Genomic DNA, 21,417 nt, shown 5'->3' on the forward strand with positions numbered 1-21,417 from the left:
TTCTAGTAAGATTTACTATTTGCATTTTCAGATTGGGAATAATTTTTTGCAAAATGCGAACAGGTAATTCATAGTGAGTAATAATGTAGTAAACATTTGCTTTGGAATAGATTTTTGACAGGGTTAAACAGCGCTGTTTGCAAAATGCATCAGGAGAAGGAATTTGTCATTTAGATTAAAAGCGATAATTGCCATTGGATTAATGCAAGTCGTACTATTACTGATGCTAATTGTTAATAGTTTAGCTGTTATCAAAGAGACCAATCAGCAAGAAGCAAGGCAGCAAGCTCAACTTGCAGCGCAGCTGGTGGCTAATAGTATTAACCCTGATAAGGCCCGCGAGTCCATCTTACTGCTTAAACAATCTTTAGAAGCCCACCACATTAGCCATATTGATTCAATTGAAGTATCCATAGCAGATAAGCTATTGTATTCGGCTCAGCGTAATGGCCAAGGCATGTTTGAGATCATTAAAGCTGTGACCCCAAAAGAGCATACGGTTGAGGTGGTGGCAGTATCTAATAATGGCACTGGCATTCAAATAAGCGTACTTGTTAATACCGATGAATTTGATAATAGCGTTGAAGCAGTGGCGTTGAAATATAGCGCATTAATGATTTTAGTGATCATTTTGATTTCATTTTTATCTTGGTATCAGGGCCTTAAGCTCATCAGACATATTTTTAATATTCAGCATGCCTCAAAGCGGGTGCTTGAAGGGGAATTAGGGGTGCAAGTGCATGAGCCCGGCACCCAAGATATCACCGATACGACTAACGCCTTTAATGCCATGCTTAAAAACTTGGATGAAAAACGCAGTGATTTACAAGGTGCCAATGTTCGCTTAAATACCATATTAGATTCAGCGGCTGATGGCTTTGTCATTATTGATGTTAACGGCGTGATTAATGAAGTGAATAATGCCGTCAGTAAGTTATTTGGCTATGAAAAAGCACAGCTTATTGATGAAAATGTGTCTATTTTAATGCCGATGGCAGATCGCTTTATGCATGATGGCTATATCAAGCATTATCTTACAACGGGTGATGCAAAAATTATTGGTAACAGTCGTGAGTTAAAAGCGCAGCATAAAGATGGCAGCTTATTTCCTATCGAGCTAACCATTTCAAAAATGCAAATTGATGGTGAGATTCTATTTTTAGGCTTTATCAAAGATTTAACCGAACTTAAAAAAGAGCAACAAACCGCTGCCAGAACTCAATCTATTTTGGTGGCAACCATTGAAGCCACCCATGATGCGTTAATCTCTATTGATATTAGCGGCAGAGTGGTTGAGTTTAATGCTGCGGCGGTCAAACTGTTTGGCTATGAGCGCGAAGAGGCATTAGGTGAAAGGCTGGAAGATTTAATTATTCCCGCAGGTTTCCATAGTGCCCATAAAAATGGCATGGAGCATCACCGCCGCACTGGTGAAGGGCCTGTGCTGAATAATCGCATCGAAGTTCCTGCCCATAATAAAGCTGGCGAGGAGTTTCCGGTTGAATTGCGGGTGATCCCCATTCAATTAGGTGATGAAATGTTCTTCACCGCTTTTTTACGCAATATTTCAGAGCAAAAATCCAGAGAAGAAGAATTAAGATTAGCCAAAGAGCAAGCAGAGGCGGGCAGTGAAGCTAAGTCACGATTTTTAGCCACTATGAGCCATGAAATTCGCTCACCACTGAATGCCGTACTTGGCAGTGTTGATTTGCTTTTAGACTCTCAACTTGAAAAGGGCCAGCGCATGTATGCTCGCGCGGCTAAAGAAGCGGGCTCAGTCTTGTTAAGTACCATTAATGATATTTTGGACTTCTCGAAGATTGAAGCTGGGCAAATGCAACTGGAAGCTAAAGAGTTTCAACCTGATAAGTTAGTCGCGCAAGTGTTACAGATTTTGTCCCATAAAGCCCATGATAAAGGAGTGCATCTTGGCAGTGTTATTGACCGAGATGTACCGCAAATTTTAATCGGAGATGCGCAGCGTATTAGGCAAGTGCTGCAAAACCTGGTGGATAATGCGATTAAGTTTTCAACCGATGGGTGTATTGCTGTTGAGATTGAGATTATCAACCGCGATAACGGCAAGGTGCAACTGAGCTGTAAGGTAAAAGATCAAGGCATTGGGATCAGTGAAATATCACAACAGAAGTTATTTAGAGAGTTTTCTCAGGTTCATGACACGCATACCACCAGTTATGCAGGTACAGGCTTAGGCTTAGCCATATGTTCTGAACTGGCTAAAATGATGGGGGGCAACCTCAGCGTTCAAAGCCAACTAGGCCAAGGAAGTGAGTTTACATTAACTGTGGTACTTGATGAACCTGCTGAAATAACAACTGTTGATATTGCTTTATCAACAGCGCCTCGGGTGTTAGTGATTCACCCCGATATGACCCTTTGTGAGTTAATTGAAAAGCAATACCGCCAATATGGCGTCGAGACATGCTTTGCGCATCAGCTCAGCGAGCTTGATAGTCAATCAAGCAACAACGGCCAATTTGATGTCATCATGCTCGATGAAAGCTGTATTTTAGACTGTGAACATCAAAGCGTAGAGGGCTTATCAAATCGCTATTTGACTAAGACAGGCTATATCACGGCTTTGTTATCTGGGGTGAATACACAAGTGCAGGCGCGCAGTACTGACTTAGGCATAGTCGAGTCTGTCAGCAAGCCGTTAAGCCGAGAGATATTACTAAGCTTAATCAGTAATGCCAGTAATGTAGAAAAGAGTGATAAGCAGATCATTGAAAGTAAATTAACCCTGCCTGATGGCTGTAAATTATTACTCGCAGAAGATAGCCCAGTAAACCAAATGGTCGCAGGTACGATATTGACCAATAGCGGCGCAGTCATGACCTATGCTAATAACGGTGTAGAAGCGGTAGAGATAGGGTTAAAGCAAGAGTTTGATTTAATTTTGATGGATATTCGTATGCCTGAAATGGATGGCCTTGAAGCGTGCCGTAAAATTTTAGCCAGTAAGCCTGATCAAATTATCTTGGCCATGTCAGCCAACGTATTCAGTGAAGAGGTTGCAGCATGTAAAGACGCCGGCATGCTTGGGTTTATTGGTAAGCCGGTTAAAAAGCAGGATTTGATCTCTGGGATAAATTACTGGTTAACTCAGGTGAAGGGCAATGCTAATGACGCGATGGAAATAACTCATGAGGTTAGTGACGAGGTTAGTGATATTGCTGCAGAGAAAGAAACTCACATTAAGCCAACAGCTGAGGTAAATGAAATCCTATTAGCTGACACCTCAAATGGCTTAATAGCTGAAACCACACATGAAACTATAACTGATGATGTGTTGTTGGATCAGCAGGTGTTTGATGAGTTACTAAAAGCGGTAGGTGAAGCAAGCTTAGTTAAAATGATGAAGGTATTTCATAATGAAACTAAGATGCGTATCGATATTTTAAAAACCATCACTGCCAATGGAAGCCGAGCAGAGATTGAAGATCAAGTTCATACCATTAAAAGTAGTGCAGGCAGTTTTGGGGCGCAAAAGTTATCTGAAGTAGCCATTTTACTTGAGGCCGCAGCCAGAACCGAAGATGAACCTTTAGCCGCATTATTTGAGCAGATATTTGTGGTTGCTGAGCAAAGCTTGACGTTAATTGAGCAACGATTTGATATCGGTCATAAATAATTAAATAAGGAAGTTACCCATGGGATTTAGTGCCGTTCTTGTAGAAGATAGTATGTCATTAGGCGCATTGTACAGCGAATACCTTTGTGCCGAAGGCGCCGAAGTCACCCTGGTTAATTTTGGTGAAGATGCATTAAAAGAACTTGCCCGTAAACAACCAGACTTATTAGTGTTAGATATTAAATTGCCGGATATGTCGGGAATGGATATTTTGACCAAAGTGCAGCAAGACTACCCGCAGATCACCGTCATTATGATCACTGCTTATGGCACCATTGATTTAGCCGTAGATGCCATGCGCGCCGGTGCGTTTGATTTTCTAGTTAAGCCTTTTGATAGTAAAAGGTTGGCGATTACTGTGCGTAATGCTCTGAAGCAAAAAGACTTATTGGCACTTGTGACCAATTATGAAAATAGCCTCCCAAAAACCAATTTTCATGGCTTTATTGGTGACTCCTTAGCCATGCAAACCGTATATAACACCATTGATTGCGTGGCCAACAGTAAAGCGTCAGTGTTTGTGATGGGCGAAAGTGGCACAGGTAAAGAGGTTTGCGCCCAAGCGATCCATCAAGCAGGAACACGAGCACAAGAAGCTTTTATTGCTTTAAACTGCGCCTCAATTCCGAAAGATTTAATTGAAAGCGAAATTTTTGGTCACACCAAAGGTGCGTTTACTGGCGCTGTGAGTAATCGTGATGGCGCAGCAACTCGTGCTGATGGTGGCACTTTGTTTCTTGATGAACTTTGTGAAATGGATTTAGAGTTGCAAAGTAAATTGCTACGCTTTATTCAAACTGGGGTATTTCAGCGTGTAGGCGGCACTAAAGAAGAAAAAGTTGATGTGCGTTTTATTAGTGCCACCAACCGAGACCCATGGAAAGAAGTGCAAGAAGGACGCTTTCGGGAAGATTTATATTATCGCTTACATGTTATCCCTATAGAACTGCCACCTTTAAGACAAAGGGGCAAAGACGTGATGTCTATTGCTAAAAAGCTGTTGAAGCAATACAGCAAAGAAGAGGGCAAATCTTTTAAACGTTTCTCTACCGAAGTTGAACGTTGCTTTGTCAATTACCCATGGCCAGGTAACGTGCGTCAACTGCAGAATGTGATCAGGCAAATTGTAGTGCTTAACACAGCCGAAGAAGTGTCTTTGGCCATGTTACCTGCGCAAATGACTGCGCAAATGAGCACCGCAGTGTCATTGTCGATGACAGATTTAAACACCTCAGCCGCACCAGTAGAGGCAAAGGCGCATTATGCAAGCGAGTCAGGCTTTGAAAATGCGGCTCAACAGGCCCTACAAAAAACAACAGAAACAGCTCCTAATCAACAAACTCAGGTCGTTGATGATGATATACAGCCATTGTGGTTAATCGAAAAAATGACCATTGAAACCGCTATTGAGCAATGTGACGGTAATATTCCAAAAGCCGCGGGTTTATTAGATGTAAGCCCTTCGACTATCTATCGTAAAAAGCAGCAATGGGAAGATAAAGGTTTGTAGTTTAAAGAGTCTGGTTTAGCTTTAGTTACATAGGAAATACAGAAAAGCCCATCAAATGATGGGCTTTATTATATTTCAGTGTGTTAATTTGCTATTGTGGTTAGCAATTAAAAATCACGTTCCCAGCCAGCGTAAACGGTGGTTTCCCAATCGCTGCTGGTATCAACTTCAGGATACTCACTGTAGCCAACAGTGCCGCCAAGTTTTAACTTACCTTCATAAAATGGTCGGTGGTAACTGGCATCAAGCTGCAACAAACGCTCATAACGGCTAGGGGATACCGGATTTCCACCAGTTGGGTTACCAGTGTCTACCCCATCAAAGTTAAGTTTGGCATAACGAAACTTAGTCGATAAGCTTTGGCCATGTTGTAGTTGAGTAATACCACCTAACACCACAACGCGAGAATCATTATCATAGGTGCTGCCTAAGCTGCGGCCATAGTAACGATAACCACTTTTATAAAAGCCGTGTTCATACATGCAGTTGTAGACGTTAGAGTCTTCGCCACAGGCAGCTGCAGTATCTGAGTATTCAGCAAAAAAACGGGTGTTAAGTGAGGCAATAAAAACATCAACCCCACCCATGTTTGAGGCGTTAATCAGCTTATGTTTCTCATTGTGATAGTCTTCGTGGATGCGCTCGTAGTAAATACCATAAGGTACGCCCCAAGCGGTATCAGACCATCTAAAATCGTAACCTGCGAGCATGTTTTCTTGACCGTTTTCAAGCTCACTTTCAGACATCCCGCCATTAAATAAGCCATCCCACCAATCAGACAAGCTGTTGCCGTAGCCTTCACCGCCCCATTGCATGGTCCAAGAAAAGCCAATTTCTAATTTTGAAATGGGTCTTAGGGTACCACGAGCGCCCCAATGCTGGGTGTCAGGCACATAGCGATCACTTTCCATTTGGCTAAAGCTGGTGGTAAAGGTCCACGGACCAACCCAGTTTAACCAAGGGGTTTCAAAGGCATTACTGTCATTACGAGAAAAGGTAATGCCTGGCATAGGTCTGGCATTGGTGGTTTGGATTAAACCTGAGTCCCAACTTGGGCCCCAATATTTTTGCACTGCGCCGCCAGTGACAATCCAGTTACCCAGTTTGACTGCTGCAAAGCTATTATCTAGGCGAGTTTCATTGCCATCTGCTGAGTCGTAATGGTAACTCGCTGCTAAGCGGCCACTAAACCAGTCTTGGGTGACTTCTGCTGTAAATTCAACTTCAGCTTTGTCGCGATAGTCATTACCGTAACCAATAAAGCGAGCTTTTTCATTGGCGCCACTTAAGCTTGCACCTAAAGTCACAGCTTGGTGATCTTTATTGTAAGCGCGCATCACACGATGATAAGCATCTTTTTGATGCACCGACATTGGGCTGTCAGCAGCATTATCTAAATCTTTTTTTATCCCAGACCACATCAAAGGAAAGGTAGTCACAGGCTGAATAATAACGCCAGTATCAGAAAGTAATTGTATATCTGCTCTAAGCGGCAAGTCTGTAGGTTCCACCCACCAAGCGGCTTGGGTAGAAAAGCTAGTAAATAGTGCTATCCCTGCTAGTATTTTTAACTTCATTGAATGCTCTTTGGGGTGAAATGACTCACCAAATGATAAAAATTAGTTGTTAGCGCTATGATAACAGCCAATTGTGTAATTAACGTATTGAGAAAAGCAATTTTTACTGAATGTTACAAAACACTCAAGCCTCGCGGCACAAAGGTAGCCAGTTAGTTACAAAAATTATTGATGCAGCCTGAGGATTAATTTTTTGTATTAATTGATAATTAGTCAATGATTAGCGCAAGCAGCGAATGGCTGCAGAGCAGTAGGCCTGCAATATGCAATCCTGTAAGCTAGTAAAATTAAGCTGCCAGAACAGTTTGGCAGAGATTCGATATTTTGAAAACTGTGAAACCTTATATATGAAAATAGTGTTATTAACCCATGAGCGAGAGCTAACCAGAGCAACCAATACTGGCCAGTGGGTTACGCAAGTCTTGGCTGATGCTGCGCCGGTGATCACTTGGCAACGTAAATCCCCAAGTGATGAGTTATTGCAAATGATCGCCTCAGGAAAAGTGGCTTTAGTGTTCCCATCTGAAGAGGAGACAAACCCGTTAAAGGTTGATGATGAGGCTTTTTCAGAAAAGTCGTCTAAGGCTGCAGTTATCCCTTCATCTACTACTTCTAAACCGTCAGCTTTAGCTCAGTTTGATGCGCTAGTGATCATCGATGCCACCTGGCAAGAAGCGCGCAAAATGTATAACCGCAGCCCTTATTTACAGGCGCTTGAAAAAGTCAGCTTAACGCCGAAACATGCATCTTTATATCAATTAAGGCGCAATCAAGTAGAAGGGGGGTTATGCACTGCAGAGTGCGCGATTGAAATACTCAATGAGATTGGAGAAAACGAGCTGGCCGCTGAAATTACCGCGCTATTATTGCAGCAGTTGAATCTCAAGGCGTAAACTCAACAATATAATAAAAGGGTGAGCTATTTGCTCACCCTTTATATCTATCAGTTGTCGTTATTTAATTCAGCTTGCTACTGCGTGTAGGTAAACTTTTTACGCAACTTTATATCAGCGACAGACGCGCCAATCATCACTTCAAATTCACCGGTTTCAGCGAGCCAATCATTGGATTTTACATCCCAAAAAGATAAGTCTCGTGTGGTTAAGTTGAAACTCACTTGTTTGCTTTCACCGGCTTTGAGCCACACTTTATTAAAGCCTTTTAACTCTTTGGCAGGTCGCGGGAGACTGGCGTTAAGATCATGCAAATATAACTGAGTCACTTCAGCGCCAGCGATGTTACTGCTATTGGTTATTGTTGCAGTAACAGTAATCGTGTCATCAGCTTTGATATGATCAGTTGAAAGTTGAATGTCTGAGTAGGTGAAATCGCTATAGGATAGACCGTGGCCAAAAGGAAATTGTGGGGTGATATTTTGTTGCTCGAACCAGCGATAACCAATAAATACACCTTCGCTATAACGTGATTCCTTTTCGTTATAATCATTTAGGGCAATTGGCGCGGTATCAGCGAGTTTTTTCGGTAATGTTATCGGCATCTTTCCGCTGGGGTTTTCATCACCAAATAGGATGTCAGCGTAAGCATGTCCAGCTTCCATACCGCCATACCAGCCCCATAACACAGCATTGGCATCATCTGCCCATGGCATTTCTACCGCTGAGCCTCCAATCATAAATACCACGGTATTTGGGTTAGCTGTTAATAGCTTAGCGATAATTTCATCTTGTTGACCTGGCAACTTCATATCAGGGCGATCAATAGATTCACGATCATCAGCATGGCTCAAACCACCAAAATAAACTACTGCATCAGCGTTTTTCGCTGCGGCGAGATATTCTTTTTCTGTGTTATATAAGTTGTTAGGTGTTTCCCAGCCTAAAGTGACGGTTTCATCACCTTGATAAGTTAGGCTAAATGCATAGGTTTCATCTGCGGTTAGCTTGATATCTTGGCTTAACACTTTTGCATCAGTGACCTGAGTACTGCTGACTAAGCGGTTATCATTAATGGTTAACGATACTGTGCCGCTACCTTTAATCTTTAAGGTATGGTTGCCCGTTTCCATTGGCTTAATGTTAGCTTTGATTTCGATGATTTGCGCTTTGCCCTTGGAATCAAACTGTGGGTCTGCAATCCATGATTCACTGCTTAATTGCTCCATCTTGGTATCGGTAAAGTAATTAATCTGCCATGACGGCGTGCCAGTCCAATGTCGTGTGGTGAGGTAATCATTGGGAATGGGCATAAATTGACTACTGGCAGGGCGCATATGTTCAATCTTTACCTTGCTTCCTGCTTGCTCAAACTTAGCTTTAAGACCATCAAGTGGGCTTATTTCATATAGGGCTTTGACTTCTGATGAGCCGCCACCGAAACCATGACGCTTATCGGCATTAGGGCCTAAAACCAGAATGTTTGTTACCTTGTTGCTATCCAGTGGCAATACGCGATTATCATTCTTTAATAGGACAACACCGTTGGTGGCAATGGTTCTTGCATCATCACGATGGGCCTGGGTATTGCGCTCGCCTGATAAACGTTGTTTATCCATCATACCGATACTGAGCTGAACTCTTAGAATACGGCGAACCTTATCGTCTAATTCAGCCTCAGGCACTTTGCCCGCTTTGATCATCTCTAATAGCGGCTTTGCTAAAAAGTATTCATCGTAACTGGCTACGTCAGTACCCATTTCGATATCAAGGCCATTCATGGCGGCGTCATAGGTATTGATATCAACATTCCAATCTGTGAGAAGCACGCCTTCGTAGCCCCATTCACCTTTTAAAATGGTTTTAATGAGATGCTTACTTTGATTAGCATTAGTACCACGAAATTCATTATAAGCGCCCATAATCGCGTGCACATTAGCGAGCTTTACTGCGGCTTCAAATGCCGGTAAATACACTTCTCGTAAGGTACGCTCATCGGGTATGGCGTTAACGCCTGTGCGGTTTAACTCTTGCGTGTTAAGGGCATAATGCTTGGCAGTGGCGCCTACATCATTGGCTTGTATGGCTTTAATTGTCGGTACTACCAGTGCAGCCGCCAAAAATGGGTCTTCACCCATGTATTCAAAGTTACGACCATACAAAGGTAAGCGGGCTAAATTTACCCCAGGGCCGAGGATTAAATCCTTATTACGATGACGGGCTTCAGCGCCTAAAACATTGCCGTGTAAGGTCGCCATTTGCGGGTCCCAGCTGGCAGCAACCGCGGTTAATGGCGGCAAGTAAGTGGAGTAGTCATTGGTCCAGCCAGCAGGCGCCCATGAGTTTCTGTCAATTTCATAACGTACGCCATGGGGGCCATCAGACATCCACATTTCATGAATGTTTAATCGCTCAATTGCTGGGATGTTAAATTTACCGCCAGCATGCACTAGAGAGACTTTTTCTTCTAAAGTCAGTTGCGGCAAAAGGCGCTCAATTTCAGCTTCTACATTGGACAAACGATGTTGTAAGCGTTGTTGTTCACTTATTGATAAAACCGATAAGGCATGAGTTTGTGATGAAGCTTGAGACTGTGATGAGGCATTCACCGAAGACGCAACAACATTTGTTGAAACACTGATAAGGCTTGTTGCAGCCGCAGTAAGTGTTAACGCTAGCTGAACCTTTTTTGTAAGCCCTTTCATAGCTGTTGGTGTTTTCGGTGTCATCACAGGCTCCTTGCTGGATTGGCTTTTGCTATTAATGTTTTAGTCATGTACTCGTTTGTACAATGTTAGTTTGTTAGGTATTAAGGCATACGGCTTGTTCAATCACTGACTTGGCGGATAATTACTGTAGATATTATTCAATATTGATAAAAATATTGGCGGTTAGCCGACCAGTATCAGGATTACTGTCAATGTCAGTATCAAGGTTTACCAAGGTCGAGTGTAATAGGTTACCGGGGTAAATCACCAAACGGTGTTGCTTGTATTCAATTTGATGATGTTGCTGATAATAGGCGTTACTTTCAACAAAATACTTGGCAGGTTTAGGGGCTATTTGCTGTAAATAGGGCTCGGCAGCATTAAAATATTGCTGCATGTTTTGTTGAGTAATACGTTCAAAACCACTGGGTTTATGTTTAAAAAACGCCGTGGCGCCGTGGGGCTGGTCGTTCAAATATTGTAAAATGGCAAAATAGTAGGGCGCAGGGGTATCAAAGTGGGGGATCCGCTGCAAGGTGGTTAAGCTTTCTGGTTGACGGTTAATTAACGAAAAATAGGTCGCTTGAGGCTTAATTCGTAAATTGGTTGGCACCTTGTACACATCATAAATTAGCTGGAATATATGATTAAGCAATTCAATAACATAGTCTTTAGGTAATTTTGCCCGCACACCAGGGTAGTAAGACCCCATATCGAGATTGAAATCGATTTGACTGGCACAGGCCTGAAGCTCAGATACATCAGCAGTAAAGTCATCAATCACAATCACCGGTGTTTTTAACTCACCGATATAAACCACTTGCGGCTTGATGGGCTTTTTGACCAGCACCATAGCATTTAAGTTATTGCTGCCAGCCGGCTTATGTTTATCTGGCATATGTTTATCTGGCATATGTTTATCTGACTTAGGTGCTGCTGATGTTACATCGACCATAATATGCGGATCCGTTATCTATACCTATCAAGCGATTAGAATGAGTTAAAGCATTTTTGATTTGCAGTAATGCTGCACAAACTCATAATGATCAGGCAAATTAGCCACTTTGTGTTTCACTTTTGCTTTGATATTGCCTAAGAAGCTTTCAAGTTCTGCATCTTCCATCATATCCACAATCGGGTGATATTGTTTCGGCGCTAGACCTTGGCCCATCATTACTTGTATCCAAGAGCTTTCACCAAATAACTCATTACCGTGTTTGTAGACTTTACCTGAAGCATCAAACATATCGATACGATGTTGCAATGAGGCAGGTACGTCCATGCTCTTACAATGACGCCAAAAACGTGTATCGACTCTGTCAGTGACTTTATAATGCAAGATAATGAAGTCACGAATATTCTCGGTTTCTGTGCGAGTCTGTTGGTTAAACTCATTGATATCTTCTTCAACAATGCCTTGTGAAGGGAACATTTGCAGTAAACGTACAATACCGCGCTGAATTAAATGAATGCTGGTGGACTCTAGAGGCTCTAAAAAGCCAGAAGAAAGACCAATAGCGACACAGTTTTTATCCCAGGTTTTACGGCGACTACCGGTGCGGAACTTTATCACTCGTGGTTCAGTTAATGGTTCACCTTCAATGTTTTCCATTAAGGTGGCTTTAGCTTCATCATCACTGATGTATTTACTGCAAAACACAATACCGTTGCCAGTGCGGCTTTGTAGCGGGATGCGCCACTGCCAGCCGGATTCTCGGGCAATTGAACGAGTATAGGGAATGGGCTTGCTGGTGGTTTTTGTTTGCACCGCAATGGCGCTATCACAAGGTAACCAATGGCTCCAGTCATCAAAACCTGCATTAAGGGTTTGCTCGATTAATAAGGCCTTAAAGCCGGTACAATCAATAAATAAGTCACCTTCAATCACTTCACCTGACATCAGTGTTAACGCGCTGATATGGCCATTATCATGGTGCTGCTGTACCGCTGATATTTTGCCTTCAATACGCTTAATACCGTGCTGCTCTGCAATAACCCGCAAGAACTTGGCGTATAAGCTGGCATCCATATGATAGGCATGGTTGTAATCTTGATTAGGTAACACGGCAAATCGACCTTCGCGGGCGGCCAAATGTTCGGTGCAATAATCACCAATTTCACTGACTAGCCCACGTTGCTGACCCTTAAGCCAAAAATGTTGAAAGCCACAAGCCCAGCAATCTTTGCCTAAAAAACCAAATGAGTGAATATAATCTTTGCCGACGTCATGCCAGTTTTCAAAAGAAATGCCCAGTTTAAAGGTAGCATTGGTGGCCGCCATGACATCTTGTTCTTTAATGCCTAATAAGCGATGAAAAATATGCAGTGTTGGGATGGTTGCTTCACCGACACCCACAGTACCGATTTCATCAGACTCAACTAATACTACTTCAAGGTTTTTACCTAATAACTTAGTTAATGCCGCAGCTGTCATCCAACCTGCGGTGCCGCCACCGGCGATGACGACCTTTTTAATGGGTTTATTTGGTATGTTCATTGGCATTCCTTAAACTGTATTTGCTTGTAATATCATGATATTAAAGACGTATTTGCTAAAATAAGTTGCTTGGCAAAAGCGGTTAGCGTTTTAATTTATTGATTAAATCAGCTCTTAATTTACGTGCATTGAGCTCATCTAGCGGTTTGGTTTGCATCCCTTGAGCCTCTTTAGGGATGTGCGCTACATCGTCGTCATCATGGTCAAAAACATAATGCTCAAACATGGCTTTCCATGCTTGGCGCTGCGCTTTTGGTAATGAGCGTAAACTCAGCATCGCCAAGGCTAGGGCATTATTGGGTCTACCTAAATAACCTGGACTGTCACGCCACCAGTGGGTAATAAGCACATTAAAGGCTTGATTACCCGCCACATGGTGCCACCACATACTTGGAACATAGAGTACGTCACCAGCTTCTAATTCAGCGGTTTGTGAGGCCGCTAATGCGTGGGTAAATTTAGGGAAACGCTCAAAGTCAGGATTATCGAAGTCCACCATGCTAATTTCTTGTCCGCCGGGGGCAAACTCCATCGGGCCAACATATAAATTGGCCACCTGTTCAGGTGGGAAAAGAGTAAAGGTGCGTTTTCCGACAACATTACAAGCGAGGTTTTGTGGAAAATCAAAGTGGGCAGCGATGCGAGATTGATTACCAAGCCAGACACTGGTGAGTGGTTTTATGGGGTTGATATTAACGCTATTTTCAGCCGCAAGTCCGGGCAAAAAATGGTTTATCTCGGTGGAGCCCATATAAATACTTGGCGGCAATTGATCATCTTGGTGGGCAAATAACTTATCAATCACTTGTCTTAAGTTGAGTTGGCTGGCTTGGTAATTAAAGCCATTGACCTGCTCATTATAAAAAACTCTGCCTTTATGTTCAGGCGCAACATAATAGGCAGTAACCGGCGTTTCTTGATAAAAAGACAACAGGTAGTCAGCGGCTGATTTAGCAGAATCTAAACCTGCCTGAACCAGCGGCCAATGGCGGCAAGCACCTTTAAAGATAACGGGCTGAACGGTGTTTTCAATATTCATTGCCTCAATCACAGCTTGAATATCTTCTAATGGACAATCATCTATGACTTTTACCGTCTGCTTTGCTGTCTGATTTAGTGCCATGCTCATTACCTTACATCCTATCAAGAACTTAATTTTTGTTGTAAATCCAATTTAATGAGATTTAGCTGTTTTGGGCATTTTTGAAATTAAGTAATTGTCTGATATTAGATTGTGATGCCAGCGCCATATAGATGGCATTGAGATAGCCATGTTGATGCAACTCGCCAAGCACTTCTGCTGATAACCCCGCTAAGGTGTCTTCATTAATGGTATAAAAACCAATCATTTGATGTTTTTCACCATTATCTAATTGCACATCTAGGGTGAAAGACTCCAGTAATTCTAATTTGATTAAGGTATCGATGAACTGTTTACTGTCACTTAAACCATGGTGAATCGCCTCAAGCATATCGCCTACTTCATCTAAATAGGGGGTATTACCACCATAAGGGAAAAATAAGGCTTCGCCTTCAGTTTCATTGATCCGAGGGTGGTTAGGGTCGAGGTGGATCACTCGTTGCACCTGCTCAACGCCATCTTCAGTCACTTTTTGTTGACCAATTAGAAATGGCTGACGACGCACGGTTAGTGGGATATATGATGCATTCCATTTACCATCTTGTAAGAACAGGTTTTCTTTGTGTTGGAAGCCAAATAACGCCACCGAATAGAATTGACCCGTTTGGCTGTCTTTTTGAAAAAAGATCGGATAATTAGCCTGCACACTGCGAAATTCTAACGGGAAAGTCACCGTGTACCATAAATTATCACCGTACTTTGCTGAGCGCTCAGTGATGATTTTCAAATCTTTGTGGTCGACGCTATTGAGTAATACTGGTTTGTTCATGCTGACATCCTAATCAAGTACAGTCATTGCTGTTTATGTTGTCGTTATAATTTATCAATGGGTTGGGTGCTAAATACGAGATAACCCATATTGTTGGATTTTATTAAGTAATTCTCGATTACTCGGTAATACTTGCTTTAAACCTTGGGTACGTTTGATATTGTCGGCAAATAATTGCTGAGCTCTATTTTGTAAAGAAGGTTTTAATTGGTTTGGCATTTGTGTTTCAAAGCCCATTCCGTAAAGCACAAATTGAAAGCTCGCAGCCGGAAACAGCACATCAGTATGTTGAATGTCATGACGGCTTGGAGGCTGGGTCTGCCATAGTTGTAACTGCTCTTGCAAGCTATCAGGAATGGTGGATGATTCACGATGATCATGCCAATAGTCACTGTCACTGCGTTTACTCAGCACATAATGCAATTTCAAAAACTCGATAATTTGTTGCCAATGTTGCTGAAAACGCTTATTCACTCTAGCCGATACAATATCCATCACCTGACGGTTAGCAGGGAGTTGCTGCGCAAGGGTATTAGCGCTCCATTCAACTAAGGCTAATGCCGATGCCTCTAAGGGCTCAATAAAGCCTGAAGCCATACCAATAGCCATACAGTTGTTTTTCCAGCACACCTGCCTATGACCTGGGGCGATGGAAAGCGCTCTAATGTTGAGATTATCAACATCTAACCCCGCGGTCGGTTTTAGATAATCGATCAGTTGTTGCTCCGCCTCAGCTTGCGTTGTATGACTCGACGAGTACACATGTCCAACACCGCGGCGTGTGGGTAAGCCGATATCCCAAATCCAGCCATTAGTTTGCGCGGTTGAATGGGTACATGAAGCGATATCTGTTTCAGGCTCAGGGTAGGGGACTTGTACCGCTAGGGCTGAGTCATTAAATAACACTGCCTTTTGGCAAATGAATGGCACTTCAAGTTGCTCGCCCAAAAGTAATGATTTCACCCCAGTGCAATCAACAAATAAGTCAGCTGCAATTTCACCTGAGTGTTTAGTGGCTAAATAGCCAATGTCGCCGTTGTCTTTTTTATGAATAGCCGTGACGTGATCGCGTATATGGCTGACGCCGAGTTTTTCAGTGCAATGCTTTTGTAGCAGTTGACTAAATTTACCGGCGTTTAAATGGTAACCGTAATTATTTTGAAATTGATACTCAGCAGTGGTGATTTGCTTAGGCGCTAAAAATAGCTGACTCAGTTGGTTTTGCTGACCGACAGCATCAGCAAAGCTGACTTGGTCACGGTGGGGTAACCAATAGGGGCATAAATCAATTTCGTTAGTGCCCATCGGCAGGCTAAACGGGTGTAGATAATGATCGCTGCTTTTATTGCTTGGACTATTGCTTGGACTATTGCTTGGGTTATTGCTGTGGTTTTCAGTCAGCGAATGGGTCCAATTAATAAACCGTGAACCTTGCTTGAAGCTGGCATCGCAACTGATTAAAAATTCTGTTTCACTGATACCGATTTTTTTTAAGGTGGTGCGCATTGAAGGCCAAGTGCCTTCGCCAACGCCAATCGTGGCAACATCAGGGGATTCTATCAGGGTAATGTTGAGCTTGGGAGAGGGCGATAGTTTGCCATTATCAGCATTATGTTCAGCAGCCAGAATACCTGCTGTAATCCAACCTGCAGTGCCGCCACCGACAATGACTATATGATTTATCGCTTGTTCCATAAAAGGGCCTATTGTTTTTATTAATATCTTTAAGGCTTAGTTGTTAACTTAAACAGCATCGAATAATTTTCAGTCACTTACAAGGGATAGTTAGTGAAATCTGTATTCAGTAGTTTGATAAAAAAGTGCAACGTCCTTGTTGCTAATGGATGTAGCTTAAAAAAAGAGGTGACCATGGGGTCACCTCAAACGACCTTACTTTTTGATAGATTTACATACACATTAGAATGTGTAACGCGCACCTAAGCTATAACGTGCCCCAGTTTGGGTGTAGTTAAGTACTTCTGTGTACGAACGACCATGGGTACGGGTGTTTTCGTTGGTAATATTAAGACCTTCGAAGAACACGGTTAAGCCTTCTACTGCCGCAATGTCATAACCGATATTAAAATCAAGTTGTGAGTATTCTTCAGTATAAGTGGGGTTAGCACCAGTATCATTGCCGGTAGAGTTTAAGAACTCATCACGCCAGTTCCACGCTAAACGTGCTGAGAAACCATAGTCTTCATACATAGCAACAATGTTGGCAGTATCACTGATATTAGTTAATACTTTTTGTGGCGCATCAGCTGCACGAGAGACACTGTCAGGGCGACCTAAGTTAGTATTATCATAATCATCACCGGCATTAACTAAGGTGTAGTTAGCTTGTAAACCAAAGCCTGACTCACCAAAGAAGTGCTGTACTGCAAATTCCCAACCATCAATTACAGAGCTTTCACTGCTGTTAGTTGGTGATGTCAGAACGAAGTTCACACTTGGGTCACCAGGGTTACCGGTGATTTCAATATTGCCGTTATCAGGATTTATCGTAACGTTTGGATCTGTTGCGCCATAGTTGTCATAAATCCATTGACGTTGTTCAATTGCTGTTGTTGCCCCTGCAGCAATCGCTTCTTGAACGTATACCCCATTTGATGGATCAGGAATATTGTAAATATCAGAGTTAATCGCGTTGTTATCGATGAAGTTAGTCACATCTTTTCTGAAGTAACCAACCGAGACATAACTGGCATTGTCGTAGTACCATTCTGCAGAAAAATCGATATTTTCAGACTCTAACGGTAATAAGCTTGGGTTACCTGTAGAGCCGCTACCACCGCCACGGTTTGCAAGTGTACCAACTGTGGTACCACCTTGAATCGAGGTATAATCAGGGCGACCAATTGTTTCACTGTACGCCGCACGTAACATGACATCTTCTACCACTTCAATATTGAAGTTAAAGCTGGGTAAGAAGTAATCATATTCACCCGTTTGGGTTTGGAATACGCGGCTATCTGCAGCAGTACTTTGTAAAGCAATTTCAGTTTCTGCTATCCAAGTTGCTTCATCATATGATGAAACAGCAGATTTTGATTCAACATCTGTTTGCTCATAACGTACACCCACGTGCACATCAAATGGCATGTCACCGATATCGCCTTCGTAGTTATATTGGATATAAGCTGATTGAGACTCTTCTTGAGTAAAGCGGTCGGTATCGCTGGCGTAATCTGTTGATGGGCAGAAACCATTACCACAATCACCTACAGCAGTAGAACCATATAATTCAGCAGCGCGGGCACGAACTGCTTCAAAGTCCCATAAGAAAATCACATCTTGTGGGTCAATAGATGCTGAACCTTGATAATCTGAGAAGTCACCTTGTGAACCGTCAAATTTATCTTGCACGCTGCCTGCTGGGAACCAAGCTGGGTCAAAGTCACCTTCAGCGCCAACGCCACCCCAGTCATTACGTTGTACGTTTACGGATTGCGAATGGTTGTTTACGTCAGTTGCTGCAATACCAAAGTCAATGCTACCGGCTTCTTCAAAGATGTAAGTACCATTAATTTGTAGTTGCTCGATTTCAGACTTGTTACGAGCATTACCAAATACCGAACCAGTTACGCGCATGTCTTCTGGGCGAACTTGATTACCACCACCAACAGCAAGCACAGGCACATCACCAGTAAAGTCAGTTGCCGCACTAGTACGAATAAATGCTGCTGTACTTAAGTTACTACTACTACCGTTTTTATTGTTCGGTGAACGCTCAGCTTCAGAGCTATGGTAATCAAGTGATAAGAATAAGTTATCAGTTGCATCCCACTCTAAGTTAAAGCCAATTGAACCACTTTCATCACGGGTGCCATAATCGCCCGCCGCCATAGATAAATCAGCGCCGCCATCAGGATAGATTTCAGAATAAACCAGTGGTGAAGATACTGGCCCATCAGACCAAGTACTTTCTTGCGTTGGAACAAAGTTAAACCATGCCGAAACATCATGTGATTGAGTATCGATATCGTTTTGCATGTAAGTGTAATCTAACGTAGCACGAAGAGAATCGATTGGTTCGTACTGCAATACTAACTGACCGTTGGTACGAGCGCGTTGTTGCTCTTCAAAACGGTACACAGTTGTTTGTGGTACCGAGTAAACATCGCCTTCACCAGGTCGGTTTATTTGATTATCATCTTTTGGTACGCCGCCCCACTCAGCATTACTGCCACCCCAATCTTGGTCAACAATACCAGGGAAACTGCGCCAGCCGGTACCCACTTGGGCTTGCTGGTTACCACTTTCACGTTCTTGATAACTGGCTGAAATTGAAATACCAAATTTGCCATCAGCAAAGGTATTTGAGTAAATACCAGAAAGTTCAGGCGTAATAGAGCCTTCATCAGTTGAAGTATCATCTACGGCTTTCACGCCGAAACTGGCTTTTAAACCAGGAGAACTTAAAGGGCGATGAGTTAGAACATTAATTGTTGCGCCAATACCACCAGTTGAGTTTTTAGCTTGGCTAGTTTTTTCAACTTCAACAGCGCTAATGGCTTCTGAGGCAATGTTGGCAAAATCAAATGAACGAGAACCGGTTGTCACAGGCATTTGACGGCCATTGAGCATCACTAAGTTTTGGTCGGCGCCAAAACCACGCACAGAAACACGGCTACCTTCACCGTTTTGTCTGTCAATTGATACACCAGTAATACGTTGTAAAGACTCTGCTAAGTTACTGTCCGGGAACTTACCAATATCTTCTGCGTTAATTGCATCAACAACACCGTTAGAGCTGCGTTTTAAATCCATCGATTTAATTAAGCTACCACGGATACCAGTGACCTTAAGTACTTCGATGTTTTCATCGGCAACAACTTCATCTGCTGCAAATGCTGGCATCATGGTACTTGCGCTCAGTACTACCGACAAGCTAGTGGCAATTCTGGTTTTTCTAAATGTTCTAGGTTTCATCTAAGTCTCCCCTCGACTTCGAATTCAGGCTACTACTCTCTGATTTTTTATTCGGGTTACGATTAATTCGTAACGTTCTTTATTCATCATTTTGTTAGCGCTTGGTTAAGGCTTTGTGTAAAACACTATGTAAGCGCTTACATAAAACTAGATTAATTTGTTAACAGCGTCAACATTATTTAGCATAAAGATTACAACTCATTAACCGTGTTTTTTTGTGAAAATGTTAGGGGTTTCCAGTAAGTTATTGTTATTAATCTGGTAAATTGTGTTTCTATTGCTTTTTTAAAATAGTTAGATAAAAATATTTTTTGTGATAGCGCTTACATAAATTTGTAAAAATATGTGCTTGGGGAGCTGTTTATTGCCATAAATGGAAGCTGATTCTTAAAAACGTACAATTGCAGCTTTAGTGAACAGTGTTTAGCTTGGCTTTAGGGGGGATTTTTATCAGTTAATTAGGCTGTTAGAGAGTAAAAAGAGTAATCTAGATTGATAATTAAAAAGCTCAAAAAATGCCGCAATTGCAGCGATAAAAACGGTATTTGGCAGGCAGCATTAGCGATAGGGCTGACGATTAATGAGCTTACTATTGAGGATTGCTGACTTATAGGTTTAAAAGATTAGCGTGTGCGGGTACTAGGAGGGTTATAACCCAGTTGTATCAGTGGCTAAATCACCACTGATAACAATTAATATGCAGTGCTTTAGTTACCATCTATTTGATTGGCGCTGTCGCAGAGTTTCTAACCACCAGCTGAGGAGTAAAGGTATTTTCTACATTGGCGCTGGTATTATTATAAACATGTTTTAATACCCAAAATGCCGCCATTTTACCCATTTCGTGGATTGGGTTATTAACCGTGGTGAGCTTCGGGGAGATATATTGCGGGAAAGGAATATTATCGTAACCCACAAAAGATAAGTCTTGGGGGATCTTCATGCCGCGTTCAAGACAAACAGCAATAGCACCAGAGGCCATTTGGTCATTGGCACATACCACAGCAGTAAAGGGTTTATTGACGCTAAGTAAGTGTTCCATCGCCAAACTGCCACTGTGCTCTTTAAAGTCACCCTCAAAGCACAATTGCTCATCAAACTTGAGATCAAATTCTGTTAATGCCCGTTGATGGCCACGCAAGCGGTCCTTGGCATCGAGTTTAAATTTAGGGCCTGAGATATAAGCAATAGCTTTATGTCCATGGCTGAGAATGTGTTTAGTGGCTAAATAGCCACCCAGTTCATTATCTAAGTAAACGCAGGCATCACTGATTTCTTCAATGTAGCGGTTAATTAATACAATGGGCGTTGGGCCTTGGCAAAGCTTTATAAGGTAGTCATCGTCTACAGCTTCAACATCAAGAATTAACGCATCACAACCGCGACTCATTAAAAACTCAACGCCTTCTTTTTCTTGGGATTCGACACTATGACCAGCGGCAATAATAACGTGTTTATTGGCCGTTCTGAGGGCTGTTTCAATTTCGGTCATCATAGGGCCGTAATAGGGGCCATCTAATTGAGACACTAACACCCCAATACTGTTTGAGCGGTTAGATGCTAATGACTGCGCGATAGAGTTAGGTCGATAACCCAATTGCTCCATTGCGCTTAATACTTTTTGTTTGGTCTTGTCGCTGACTTTGGTGTTGTTATTCATCACTCGCGACACAGTCGCAAGTGAAACACCCGCCAAGACAGATACATCATATATTGTTGCCATATATCCCTA

Annotated in this window: 12 protein-coding genes; 3 read left to right on the plus strand and 9 right to left on the minus strand. The window is 42.5% G+C overall.

Features of this window, described 5'->3' with window-relative positions:
- The first annotated feature begins 163 nt into the window (after positions 1-163).
- Positions 164-3,655, plus strand: a complete 3,492-nt coding sequence (locus Q4591_RS10925; protein WP_303461042.1) for a PAS domain S-box protein — start codon at positions 164-166, stop codon at positions 3,653-3,655.
- Between the two features lie 19 nt (positions 3,656-3,674).
- Positions 3,675-5,165: a sigma-54 dependent transcriptional regulator gene (locus Q4591_RS10930; protein WP_303461044.1), complete on the plus strand. Its 1,491-nt coding sequence runs from the start codon at positions 3,675-3,677 to the stop codon at positions 5,163-5,165.
- Positions 5,166-5,272: 107 nt separating this feature from the next.
- Here Q4591_RS10930 and Q4591_RS10935 read toward each other — a convergent pair whose 3' ends face one another.
- Positions 5,273-6,742, minus strand: coding sequence for a capsule assembly Wzi family protein (locus tag Q4591_RS10935; RefSeq protein ID WP_303461046.1), 1,470 nt, complete (start codon positions 6,740-6,742; stop codon positions 5,273-5,275).
- 263 nt (positions 6,743-7,005) lie between these two features.
- On the opposite strand from Q4591_RS10935, the gene Q4591_RS10940 reads away from it, so the two are divergent.
- Entirely contained in the window at positions 7,006-7,635 is a 630-nt protein-coding gene (locus Q4591_RS10940) for a tRNA-uridine aminocarboxypropyltransferase (RefSeq protein WP_303461049.1), read from the plus strand.
- A 77-nt stretch (positions 7,636-7,712) separates the two neighbouring features.
- Here Q4591_RS10940 and Q4591_RS10945 read toward each other — a convergent pair whose 3' ends face one another.
- From Q4591_RS10945 to Q4591_RS10980, 8 genes are all read right to left on the minus strand, one after another.
- Positions 7,713-10,364, minus strand: coding sequence for a glycoside hydrolase family 3 C-terminal domain-containing protein (locus Q4591_RS10945; RefSeq protein WP_303461051.1), 2,652 nt, complete (start codon positions 10,362-10,364; stop codon positions 7,713-7,715).
- 133 nt (positions 10,365-10,497) lie between these two features.
- The gene (locus Q4591_RS10950) at positions 10,498-11,298 is read right to left on the minus strand and encodes a DUF6445 family protein (protein WP_303461053.1); all 801 of its coding nucleotides are present in this window, start codon (positions 11,296-11,298) and stop codon (positions 10,498-10,500) included.
- Between the two features lie 45 nt (positions 11,299-11,343).
- Entirely contained in the window at positions 11,344-12,840 is a 1,497-nt protein-coding gene (locus Q4591_RS10955) for a tryptophan halogenase family protein (protein WP_102439778.1), read from the minus strand.
- A gap of 82 nt (positions 12,841-12,922) precedes the next feature.
- Positions 12,923-13,969, minus strand: a complete 1,047-nt coding sequence (locus tag Q4591_RS10960) for a cupin-like domain-containing protein (protein ID WP_303461055.1) — start codon at positions 13,967-13,969, stop codon at positions 12,923-12,925.
- A gap of 55 nt (positions 13,970-14,024) precedes the next feature.
- Entirely contained in the window at positions 14,025-14,750 is a 726-nt protein-coding gene (locus Q4591_RS10965) for a SapC family protein (protein ID WP_102439780.1), read from the minus strand.
- Between the two features lie 69 nt (positions 14,751-14,819).
- Positions 14,820-16,445 (minus strand): tryptophan halogenase family protein, encoded by a 1,626-nt coding sequence (locus Q4591_RS10970; RefSeq protein ID WP_303461057.1) that lies wholly within the window; start codon positions 16,443-16,445, stop codon positions 14,820-14,822.
- A 222-nt stretch (positions 16,446-16,667) separates the two neighbouring features.
- On the minus strand, positions 16,668-19,685 hold the full coding sequence (locus Q4591_RS10975; RefSeq protein WP_303461059.1) for a TonB-dependent receptor: 3,018 nt from the start codon (positions 19,683-19,685) through the stop codon (positions 16,668-16,670).
- Between the two features lie 718 nt (positions 19,686-20,403).
- Positions 20,404-21,408 carry a LacI family DNA-binding transcriptional regulator gene (locus tag Q4591_RS10980; protein ID WP_102439783.1) on the minus strand — a complete coding sequence of 335 codons (1,005 nt, stop codon included), beginning with the start codon at positions 21,406-21,408 and terminating at the stop codon, positions 20,404-20,406.
- Positions 21,409-21,417: the final 9 nt, after the last annotated feature.

The sequence above is a fragment of the Shewanella sp. 3_MG-2023 genome (assembly GCF_030548765.1).
Taxonomy (GTDB): domain Bacteria; phylum Pseudomonadota; class Gammaproteobacteria; order Enterobacterales; family Shewanellaceae; genus Shewanella.